Raw genomic sequence first — 12,177 nt, 5'->3', positions numbered from 1 at the left:
TTTACTTCACTGTCTGCCATAGTTGTATATTGCTTTAGTCAAATATAAGTATAAATACATACAGAGCAATATAGACTGTTAGTAGATATTGCTATATCGCAGCTATTATCCTTATATTTGGATAAAGAAAAAGCCCCAACCAGTAAAGGAAGGGGCTTATCATTCAAGCCAAATGATCTCTGGCAACACTAAGGTTTAACCACCCTAATCACCTGACGCTGAGTAGCCGTGTTCACCTGAAGCAAAAACACCTCTGGCAAAGAGCCTACTGCTAGTTTCACCCGTTCCATACCGCCAACGCGCTCCAGCTGCTTCTGCTGGAAACGATGCCCTTTCAGATCCACTAACTCCAGACTAACCCGCTGGCCTTCTGCACCGCTGATCTCTACCTCCAGCGTTTGGCTTTCAACTGGGTTGCCCAGAACCCGTACCTGCAAGCCAGTACCTGCTTCTGCTACGCCAACCCGGCCTGACAGGTTACAGAATACCAGCCAGTTGTAGGTATACACAGCCGAGGAATTGCCCTGCTGAGCCCTGAGAGTAATCACCGGATTATCCGTGTACAGGTTCAGTGTGTAGGGACCCGGTTGCGTGGTAGGTATCATCTCATTAACCACCGAGAAACTAATCGGGCTCCCATTGACCCCACTGTATTGAGGGGTGAAAGTCAGGGCGCGCTGGGCTGGACTCAGCATCCCGCAACTCACCAGACTCACTCCTACAATCCCAAAACCCGAAGGTTGAACAGGGCCAGGGGTCACGGTGAGGGTAAAGTTGGTACTCACCTGTAAACCACCCGGATCAATGGCCGTAATGGTTACGCTGTTTACTCCTGTCATCGAGGGCGTACCACTTAGCAAACTTCCATTTACACTCAGACCCGCTGGCAGGTTCTGAGCCGTGAAAGTTAGGGGCTGCCCATCGGGATCGGTGAAGTAGTTGGTGAGCTGAAGCTGGTAGGCCTGTCCCTGCAAGATACTCTGAGAGGGGATGCCCGACGTAGTAGGTGCCTGGTTGGGATCGGAGCCGGTCTGGCAGGAAGCCAGCCAGTTGTAGAGGTAGCGGGCTTCGGGATTACCTGTCTGATTGGCCACCAACGTAATGGTAGGATTGTCGTTGTAAAGGGTCAGTACATAGGGCGCTGACTGGAAGGTTGGGGCTAGTTCATTCACCACCGAGAAGCTAATGGGATTCGCGTTCTGACCGGTATAGAGGGGAGTAAACTGGACCGAATACTGGCCCTTGGCGACGTTGACGAGTTGGCAGTTGACTATACTCACCGACGTAATAGCAAAGCCACCAGGCAGGATTTGCAGCACTACGGGTGTTGACTGTGGACTGGTACAGCTTCCCACCGAACACGTAGCGGAGAGCGTGTAATTTCCGGGAGCTGAGAAGGTATAAATGTTGCCATTGGCGGTGCCGCTGCCCCCCAGAGGAAGCCAACTGACAATCCCTGCTTCGCAGCCGGTAGCGGTTACAGAGATGGGTTGATTGGCGGGGGATGCTGTAGCTTGCAGGCTGGCAGCGTTCAGCGTCGAGTTGTTACTGATGGCAATGGAGGTGGTACTAAAGCAGCCATTGGCAGTGTTGGTGACGGTGACCGAGTAAATCCCCGCTACATTCACTACGGCGGTGTTACCTGACGCAGTGACCAATCCGGAACCACTGAAAAAGTAAGCACCTCCTTCGTTTGCCGTTAAGGTCAGGCTCGGCTGCGCACAACTGAGCGTGGCTGATGGAGCGGCAGCGATGGTAGCGATGGGTACGGCATTGACCGTTACGCTCACCGTAGTTGAACTGACTGGCCCTGCGTATCCCGCTGCCGAGACCGTGAAGGTCTGCTCTCCAGTCTGGGTGAGAGTAGCCGAAACAACAGTTGTACTTGTGGCTGACAGGGTAACCCCTGGCGGAGCTGTCCAGGTGTAGGAGTAGGGCTGGGTGCTGCCCGAAACGGAAACAGAGAGAAGAGTTGGGCTACCCACACAAACTGGATTAGGACTAACTGACGCAGTCAATTGAAGCGGGCTCAGGGGAGTCAGTTTACTTACAAAGATGTCCGATAATCCCACCGGAGTCAGCGTATAGGCTTCTCCGCTAGGATCGAAATCGGCTGCACTGTAGAAAAAGCCCGTGGTGTAAACGCTACCAGCACCATCAACGGCCACCGCATTACCTACATCACTAAGTGCCCCCCCCATGGCTTTAGCCCACAGCAGGTTGCCTGCAGGGTCGAACTTACTTACAAAAATATCGTCCAATCCCGCTGTAGATAGATTGGTCACCCCCAATCCGGGATCAAAATCGGCCGTACCACTAAAATTGCCCGTCGTGTAGACACTGCCTGCAGCGTCCACATGTATCGCGCGTCCTATCACACTCAATGTGCCTCCTACGGATTTGGCCCACAGCAGATTACCTGACCCGTCAAACTTACCCACAAATTGGTCAATATATCCGATCGAGGTAAGACTAAGCTGCCCAGCTCCGGGATCGAAATCCACTGTGCCACGAAAATCACCAGTCATATAAACATTGCCTGACCCATCCACCGTCACCGATAGGCCTGCATCCTCCCCAACACCCCCCAGTGATTTGGCCCATACTAAGTTACCGGTGGCATCGAGTTTGCTCAAAAACAGGTCAGCATTGCCGGCCGAGGTTAAATTGATCTCTCCGGGTCCGGGATCAAAATCGGCTATATCTGCGAAGTTGCCAGTCGTATAGACACTACCTGACCCATCTACCGTCACCGAGGTACCAAAATCATCCTGGCTACCGCCCATGACTTTGGCCCATTGGAAGCCTCCTGAAGCATCGAGTTTGCTAATGAAGATATCATACTGCCCACCCACTGAGGTGAGGGGGTAACTGGCCGGTCCGGGATCAAAATCGGCCGTACCAAAGAAGAAGCCTGTGGTGTAGACATTTCCGACTCCGTCCACGGTGATAGCATTACCTATTTCGCCCCCATCTCCCCCCATAGCTTTAGCCCACAACAGATTACCCGACCCATCAAACTTACTGACGAAAAGATCAGCATTTCCCACCGAAGTTAGGGTAGTCTGCCCGGGTCCAGGATCGAAATCAACCGTACCCAGAAAATAGCCGGTGATGTAGACATGGCCAGCTCCATCCACTGCGACTCCGTTACTTAAGTCATTATTCGTGCTTCCGATGGCTTTGGCCCACAGCAGATTACCTGCAGGGTCGAATTTACAGAGGAAAATATCCGTTTCTCCTGCCGAGGTGAGATTGACTTGGGTGGGCCCAGGATCAAAATCAACCGTTTGCTTGAAATATCCAGTTGTATAGACGTTGCCTGCTGCGTCTAGGGCTACCGATCGACCGATATCATTGTCAGTCCCGCCCATATGTTTAGCCCATCCGAAATATTGAGCCTGGGTGGCTGGAATGAGGCCCCAGCTGAGCAGGCAATACATGAACCCCACCAGCCAGGAGCCGAAAGGGGAATATCTTCGGAGGGGGAGTTTACCTGAATAAGGGGTGGCAATCAGTAAAAAACTTGGCCAGTGAGGAAGAATCGACCTTGCCATCGATTGCCTGTGAGAAATGTAACGAAGAGTCATAAGTAGAATAATTTTAAGGAAAGCAGATATAGAATAAATGGCTGTTTAGTTGCTGACAAAGTTAGTTTCTGAGGTAGAAGAGGGCTATAAAAATTTTCCCAAATCCTATAAGGATTCTCCCAAAAAGGGCATTGTAGGAGAAAATGTGAGGTAAAAGCCAAAAAGAAAAGTAATAGACTGTAGCTTTAAGGATAACAAAGCCGGGTCCATTGGATGGACCCGGCTTTGAAACCTCAACTGTCACTAATCTTAATTCCCGCCCAGCCTTAGCCGACTGCTGGCACCAAATACTAACCGTCCTGTTGCATTATAAATCACCCGTAAAGCTTGCCCCTGATAGGTCGGAGGCAAACTCACCGCATGATTGAGCGTAACGGCATCAGTTATAACCGGTATACGTCCACACGACCAGGTGGCGGGGTCATTCCAGTCGCCTGCTTTCAGGGTGAACATGCTGCCGCAGCCCCCGGGATTTACTACACTGAAAGGTAGAATCGTCGAGACTGACCCACCCGCCGGATCAGTAGCCGTCACCGTCACACTGTAGAACGCACTGGCACTGGTGGAAGCGGTGCCTGTAATGAGGTTTGGCGAGACAAAACTTAGACCAGCGGGTAATCCGACTACCGACAAACTCAGGCTACCCGGCGTCTCGGCGTCGGTGAAGGTGTTGGCAGGAATCGTGTAACTAAACGCCTGACCCACTGTAGCAGACTGTGGTGGTATGGCGTTCTCGACTCTGGGATTACCATTGGCGCAAAATGCCAGCCAGTTGTAGGCAAAGGTAGCCTCCCCCGGTGTACCCTGTTGACGAGCCTTGAAGACAATCACAGGGTTGTCGGTGAACAGGTTCAACTGATACGGCTCATTGATGGTGATGGTCGTGGTTTCATTGACTACCGACAGACTGATAGGTTGGCCGTTGGTGCCCTCGAAACTGACGGTGAAGTTAATCCGCCGTTCAAAGTAGCTGATGTGATTACAGTCCAGCATAGTCACGCCTGTGATGGCAAAACCTCGGGGTTGTACGCTTAGTCCAAAGGTTGTTCTAGTAGTAAGTCCGCCCGGATCAGTGGCCGTCACGGTTACAGCGAACGGAGTGCCAACTGTGGTGGATGGTACACCAGTAATCGTGTTGGGCGAGACAAAGCTTAATCCAGCAGGCAGACCACTTACGGATAACGTGAGGCTATTTGGCGTCTCAGGATCGGTAAAGGTGTTGGCCGGGATGGTATAACTAAATGCATTGCCCAGGGTGGCTGATTGGGGCGGGATGGCATTGGTTACTGTCGGCGCACAGTTCTGATAGATTACAGCAGCACTAGCCGTGCTGGAACAGCCATTAGCGCCTGTCAGTGTAAGGGAGTAGGTACCAGCCACACTCACCGATATACTGGCCGTGGTTTCTCCCGTACTCCAGCGGAAACTACCATTACCCGTAGCGGACAGACTCACGCTCGGACTGGCGCAGATTAAGGTGGCACTCGAGGGGTTGATACTCACGACAGGCGCAAGCTGATCCGAACCAACCACTACGCTGGTGGAAGCTGTACAGCCATTGGCCCCTGTTAATGTTACCGAATATGTAGTAGCCGTGCTCACCGAGATGCTTTGCGTAATGGCCCCTGTACTCCATAGATAGCTGCCACTCCCAACCACCGAAAGGCTCACGATAGGACTAGCACAGGTGAGCGTAGCACTGACCGGAGCAATGCTCACCGTTGGTGAGGTAGTGTCCTGGTCTACCTGCCGAGTAGCTACTGCTGTACAGCCGTTTGTCCCAGTCAGAGTCACCGAATAGGGTCCACCCGCCGTCACACTAATACTGGGGGTTGTTTGGCCGGTGCTCCAGCGGTAGGTGCCCATGCCCACCGCCGTTAAACTCACTACTGGATTGCTACAGGTGATGGTGGCTGATGCGGGGGTGATGCTCACCGATGCAGGTGTAGTATTATGGTCCACCGTCAGAGTGGTAGTGCTGGAACAACCGCTGGCCGTGGTAACGGTGACCGAATAGAGACCACCTGTATTGACCACTTCGGTGCCCGATGTAGGATTCTGACTTACGATACCTGGCCCACTGAACAGGTAAGTCGAACCGCCCCCCGCTGTCAGGGTGACACTGGTCTGAGCGCAGGTGATGGTACCACTGCTAACCAGCGTAGGCGTAGGTAACGCGTTGACCGTTAAACTGAATGCGGTTGAGGTGACGGAGTTACAGGCATTGGTGACCACCACCGAGTAGCTCCCCGCCTGAGCGGTCGTTACACCAGGCAGCGTCAAGGTAGCGTTTTGCTGTGCGGTTCCTAGTGAGACGCCATCTTTGTACCATTGGTAGGTAGGACTAGCCCCACTCACTGAAACGGTAGCCGTAACGGTTGCTCCCTCACAAACCGCTGTACTACTAGCGGGCTGCTGGGTGATGCCCAGAATGGCCGACGCGCCCTGAAACTCATAAGCCCCCATATCGATCTGTCCCCCCTGGTAGAAGCGGGGATTACCCACCAGATCGGTGGTGGTGGTGTTAGCCTGATTGGTACCCGCGTTGATCGCTATTGAACAGGGGGTGAGCTGCAGATCAGTGGCGCTGGCGAAGGGAGAAACCTGGGTCGTGCGGTTGTTGCTGCCCGAATACCCAAAAACAATCGGCTCGAAGAGCGAATAATTAGCCGTGACCACTGAACCAGTTATTGAAGTGGCTCCGCCGTTGCCGAACAGCACGCTGTTGATCAGATTTAGACTACTACTGCTGTTATGATGGATTGCTCCGCCTCCACTGGCCGCCGAGTTGCCCTGGAAGCTACAGTTGATCAGTGTTACTGAAGAATTTGTTTGCCCATTATTAAAGAGCCCCCCGCCAAGTGCAGAAGCCACGTTGCCTAGGAAGCTGCAGTTGATGAGAGTAGGATTGCCACGTACGGAATAAAGCCCTCCGCCGAACCTAGCAGAATCAGTCAAAAAACGGCAGTTCGTTAAACTTAAGTCTCCCCCATTAAGAATGGCTCCGCCACTACTGACAGCCGAGTTATTTTGAAAAAGGCAGTTTCTAAAACTAGGGCTCTCATTTCCAGGGAAGTAGACTCCGCCACCTATTCCGGCTTGCCCGCTGCCATTGGCATTGCCCCGGCTAATGATAAAGCCATCCATAATGGCAGTGCTAGTCAGGTTTGAATTTACGTTCGCAATGACATGGTAGGCGTTATCCGTATTGTCGCCCAGGGTGCCGATGTCTCCGCTTAAGACTGTCGGGAAGCTAGTGGGATTACGCTGTGGCAGGGTGGGGGTTCCGGTCGGCGCAAATCCCCCAAAAATGGTCACCCCGTTGCGTATGGAAAAGCTAATGTTTCGATCAGTGCCCGTAGTCGGCTTATACGTACCAGCCGCTACCCAGACCTGAGCCCCGCAGCCCGCTGCCGTGTTGATGGCTGTTTGCAGTGCGGTGCCTGAGAGAGCATTGCTCCAGCTGGCTCCGTTCTGAAGGCCCGCTCCATCCTGGGTTACATACACCACAGAAGCGCACGGAAATGTGGTTACGCTGACGACCACACTACTTACCGAGGAACAGCTGCCGGTAGTGGCAGTTACGCTGTAAGTACCCGCTACACTAACTGATATAGCTGTCGAGGATTGCCCGCTCGACCAACTGTATGAGTTAGCTCCTGAAGCCGTTAACTGGGTAGTGTTGCCCTGGGTAATGGTCAGGGACGGATTGGCGCTAATGCTAACTGTTGGCAGCGGATTCACCGTTACGTTGGCAGTAGCCGTTACCGACTGACTGTTAGCCGTAACAATCAGTGTAAAACTCTGATTGCTAGAAGCGCTGGTTGGCATCGTCTGACTTAGTGCTGTGCTGCTCGTGGCACCGGTGGTGGTGCTGCTGCCGTTAGTAAGTGTATAACTGTATGCCCCCATTACGTTACTCACCGTCGCGGTGAAGGTAACGGGGCTACCTACACATACCGAGTTTTCTATTGCTGCAAAGCCTGAGATAGTAAGGGCTGGTGGCTGGGTGATGCTAAATGAACGGGTTGCCGGGCATCCGTTACCATCAGCAATCTGCACTGAATAGTTTCCAGCGATCAGATTTGTAATTGTTTTAGTACCATCTCCGGTCGGATTGTCCGGCGACCAGTTATAGGTATAGTCTGGCGTACCTCCGGTAACAGTTACACTGGCCGATCCGTCGCTACCACCATACGTAGTGACGTTGGTTTTGGAAGTGACAACGGCCAGAGCGGGTGGTTGTGAAATTACAAATTTACGCTCTAAAAAACAGTCATTATCATCGCTAACGAAAACGGTATAGGTAGCAGGACAAAGATTGTTAGCCGTAGCCCTCGTACCGCCAGATGGGCTCCATGCATACGTGTAGCCCGGTGTTCCCCCACTCACAGTAACAGTAGCCGTACCATTACAGCGGCCAGAACAGGTAGCATCGGCCGATGTGCCTCCTAAGGTCATCGCTGAGGGCTGCGTAATGGTATAGCTTCGGGTCGCAGTAAAGCCAGAAGCCATTACTGTCACAGAATAGGAGCCCGCTGCCAGCCCAGTGATTGTAGCCGTACCGTCACCGGTTGGATTGCCAGGTGTCCAGTTATAGGTATAGGGCCCATTCTCCCCCGAAACAGTTACGGAAGCCGAACCGTTGCTGGCTCCATTACAGGTTATGTTGGTAAATGACCCACCTAAAGTAAGTTCATTCACATTGGTAATATTGATCGTAAATGATTTCTCGAAACTCAGTGCGGGTGATCCATTGTCGGTGCTACGTACCCGAATGGAATAGCTGTTCCTGGTCTCATAGTTGAACACAGCGGAGGTCCGTAGCGTATTGCCTAAAAGGTTGAAGGAGCCATTATCGGTACTACCGGCTCCACTCACCAGTGAATAAGAGAACGTATTACCGGGATTCGGATCAGCACTGGAGAAGCTACCGACCGGCGTATTAATGGCGGCATTTTCGGCTACCGAGCTGCTGCCAAGCATAATATTGGTTGGGGCAGCATTAACAATCGTTACGTTGTAGGTGATTCCTCCAATGACAAAGACATCGGAGGTCATTGAGGAATTAGTGTTCAAGTAGCGGATGCAGTCGCCATTATAGATGGGACAACAACCACACGTAGCTTGTACCGTTAAGGGATTATTGGTGGCTGCAGCACAGTTTGCTCCAACGTTATAAGAGACAATACCCCGGACAGGGGCAGTGGTTAGACACGAATTATTTGCACCACTATAGAAAAAGTTGACCGATTCGCCAGCGGTGCAGGTAAGGCTAACTTGGGCGTGACCCGTAAAGGCGGTACTAGTGCAGAGTAATAACCAGAATAAAAAGGCAGTAGAATTTGTCATACAAATCTCAGTTTACATTAGATCATGACCAGAGTATACCTCCTCTTACTGACCAAACTAACCTAAAGTATCAAACAGGAGGAAAAGCTAATTATCTATTGAGAAATCAATAGACAAAAGTAGAGAAAACGGGACGCCCCCATTAAGACAAATGTTCCAAAAACTATAACAGATGTTCCAATTAACAGAAGAACGGGCTGAATTAGCAGCTTATCATTGGGTAAGCACTCGAACAAGGGCAAATGTCCCTACGTTTTTGGCCTATTAAAACCTCACCCAGATGTATTAAACAAGAAAGGGCCACGGTTAGAACGCGACCCTTTGCCAAATACTACCCACTCAATTAATGACTTCCTTCGCTGCTACTCCAGATCAATCGATTTTTATCCCTTTCTGTCGTAGCTCTGGCCGTAAGTCCTGGTAGGAAGTATGATTACCCTCCTCTACTATCATAATACCCGGTGCTACCGTGGTACGCTGCTTTTTACTCCCCGCTTTCTTAAGCTGACTCAGCATATTACGGCTCAGCTCATTGCCTTCCTCGATTTTGGCGCTCAGTGAACCCAGGTCAACCGCTGGTGTAGCGGTCATGAAATCAGGCCTATTGATGTGCTGAACAATGAGGGCAGGCAGGCCAATGTTTCCCTCACGGACCAGGGCTGCAAATGCCTCCCGTGGATCGTTCCGGTTCAGGGCCTCCAGGGTTTCGTCGTATCGATCTGACGAGCGGGCATTGATCACATGTTCCCCACCTTCTAACTCAATATCCCCAAAGGCACTGGTACCCCGAACACCACCCTGCTCATGTTTGGCCCCACGTACTTTACCCCCTTCACGAAGTTTGGTGATGTTCTTGAAAGAATTCGTTACCGCATAGATAGACGCCAGTATGGACGCAATGGTAGCAAAGTAGGCAATTGGCCCCGCAATCGGGCCCAACACCGCTGAGCGGGCGGCGTAGCTGGTTAAGAATCGCACTCCTTCACTAACCGTAACAGCCGCGTTTGAGATTTGAGCCGCCAGGTCAATTGACTGTTGAACCTGTAACGCTTTTCGCTTAATGGCTTCCTCTTCGGCCTTTTGACGTTTCAAATCCTCCAGTTCTGCTTTTCGGAGTGCCAGGTTGTTGGCGTACCCTTCTTTATCCCGCTGCTCCTCCACACTGATTTGTTCCTGCTTGGCCTGAATCTGGGCCTCCAGTTCACTAATCCGGGTTTCACTCTGCTCGATAATAAGCTGAGTAGTCGACTGGATGGCCTCGCCAATCTGTCGAATACTATTCTCGAAAACCTTCTGTTGAATGGCATTCATGCCGTTCGTTAGACCTAGTACCTCGAAAATAGTCCGGTTCTTCGGCGTAAAGTCGTCCAACTCTGTAAGCTGCCTTTTAAGCCCATCAACAGCCGCTTCGGTCTGATCAATCAGAAGTTTATTTTCTTTTTCGCCCTCAAATAATGTTTGCGCTAAATAGGCAATAAAAATATTACCTCGCAAATTAAATAGGTAATATTTTTATTACCTGTCCTTATCAGTGGCCCAGTAAAGTTTCGAACGGATATTACAGAGATTTAACCATGAGGGTAGAGGAAGGATGTTACTTAATTCTATAAAACGCTCCCAGTTGAGACGAAGGAGCGTTTAGGTTTCTGCTTCGAAATGGGTGCTATTAAAGAGACATCTGATTTAGTCAGGAAAGTGTCAGGCGAGGCACTGTCTATAACACCGAACTTAGGGTGCCAAATGGATCAACAACGCATTGGCCATATCCGACAACTGTCACTGGGTATTCCCCTCTGAGATATTGGTCAGTAAGACAATCCCGCGCTGCTGATCGGGGTGAAGGATGAGGTAACTACTAAATCCCGCCGTGCCACCACTCTGGAAGATGCGTCTAGGCAGGGGCGCTTTCTCATCCATTTGCCAATTTAACCCTATCGCATAATATTGAATAGTACCCCAAGTAGGCTCATGGCTCAGCTTGACGATCGGATTCGATTCATCCAAGTGCCATTGAGCATAGCGGAGTAGATCGGCTGTTGCTGAATAGATACCACCAGCAGCTAGCTCCTGTTGTAAAAAATAAGGCATAACCTTACCTGCTCCGTTGTAACTCTGCACCTGTTGCGACTTTGATCGTTGGGTATACGTGTGTTTCATCCCAAGGGGATGGCTGATGTAACGTTGGATGAGTTGCTCATAAGACAGCTGGTAAACTCGCTCCAGGATGTAACCCAATAGTTGGTCCGCTGCATTGGAATAGCGCAGCTTTATGCCGGGCACGGTGTCCAATTTGACCTGGTGAAGGTCCCTAAAGAAATCCTTGGGGGTGTACGCCCGACGCTGCTTCTCAAAAGCAATTGAATCAGTCAGGGTAGTAAACAAAACTGATTTACGGGGTAAGCTAAAGGGTAAACCTGAACTATGGTTGAGCAGGTGAACTAATCGAATGGGTTGCCCCTGATACTCCAGATTTGGATAGTGATCGTCCATATACTGCCGGATGTCATCCTCTAATTTCAGCTCACCGGAAACCACCGCTTGGGCCAGCAGCGTACCGGTGAAGGTTTTGGTAATTGAGCCAATCTCATAGATGGTTGAGGAGGAGGGCAATTGATTTTGTCCTGATCGTATCGTACCGTAATTGTAAAAATACGTCTTTCCCTTGTTGATTACCCCAACTGATAAGGCTGCAAAAGGGGCCTTTTGGATAAAGGCTGTAGCGTGCTGTTGGAGCAGAGAATCTAGGTTCGTTTCCGCTTTGTTAGCGCCAAAATTTGATTGTCCGAACGCACACTGTATAGTCAATAAGCAGCTTAATAAAGCTGCTTTAATAGGAAGAAAAGGCATAAAGTTTCATTTTGCATGGAAACTTCGACTTGTCCCAAAGGTTACAGCTTTTTTTAATTGCATTTTGAGGAATAAAAGTTCTCCGTGAAGATCTATATGTTAGTCACCACTTCAGCAGATAGATATTAGCTTCTTCGGTCTGTATCCACGAGTTGATTATTCTCACAAAAACGCTCCTGACTGAGACTAAATTACATTTGGTTAACTTTGTTACCTGGACGCTTAATTATCTAACTGAGGGGTGGGCGTAAATAGGAACCAGCGAATGTTAAAGGGTTGATGACCAAATCAATCCAATTACATTCGAGGTCCCATGCAAGCCAAATTACTGTATTTGTCTGACTTTCTCCATACTTGCTGGCAACAACCAACCCAGCAGCGGGGAAAG

General features: G+C 50.6%; 4 protein-coding genes. All 4 read right to left on the bottom strand.

All coding sequences use genetic code 11. The annotated features are described in order from the left end of the window. Positions 1-188: 188 nt before the first annotated feature. A complete protein-coding gene (locus IC229_RS35050; RefSeq protein WP_190893693.1) occupies positions 189-3,590 on the bottom strand; it encodes a putative Ig domain-containing protein in 3,402 nt (1,133 codons plus the stop codon). 249 nt (positions 3,591-3,839) lie between these two features. Continuing rightward, positions 3,840-8,942 (bottom strand): beta strand repeat-containing protein, encoded by a 5,103-nt coding sequence (locus IC229_RS35045; protein WP_190893691.1) that lies wholly within the window; start codon positions 8,940-8,942, stop codon positions 3,840-3,842. Positions 8,943-9,314: 372 nt separating this feature from the next. Further along, positions 9,315-10,436, bottom strand: coding sequence for a GumC domain-containing protein (locus tag IC229_RS35040; RefSeq protein WP_190893689.1), 1,122 nt, complete (start codon positions 10,434-10,436; stop codon positions 9,315-9,317). 282 nt (positions 10,437-10,718) lie between these two features. Next, entirely contained in the window at positions 10,719-11,789 is a 1,071-nt protein-coding gene (locus IC229_RS35035; protein ID WP_190893687.1) for a serine hydrolase domain-containing protein, read from the bottom strand. Positions 11,790-12,177 lie beyond the last annotated feature (388 nt).

Origin of the sequence: Spirosoma profusum (genome assembly GCF_014699005.1) — a bacterium.
Classification (GTDB): Bacteria; Bacteroidota; Bacteroidia; order Cytophagales; family Spirosomataceae; genus Spirosoma; species Spirosoma profusum.
This window is presented reverse-complemented; position numbering and strand designations above follow the sequence as displayed.

Bases quoted from the DNA above. Each gene is read 5' to 3' on its own strand.
- IC229_RS35050 (WP_190893693.1), bottom strand. From the start codon at position 3,590: ATGACTCTTCGTTACATTTCTCACAGGCAATCGATGGCAAGGTCGATT.
- IC229_RS35045 (WP_190893691.1), bottom strand. From the start codon at position 8,942: ATGACAAATTCTACTGCCTTTTTATTCTGGTTATTACTCTGCACTAGT.
- IC229_RS35035 (WP_190893687.1), bottom strand. From the start codon at position 11,789: ATGCCTTTTCTTCCTATTAAAGCAGCTTTATTAAGCTGCTTATTGACT.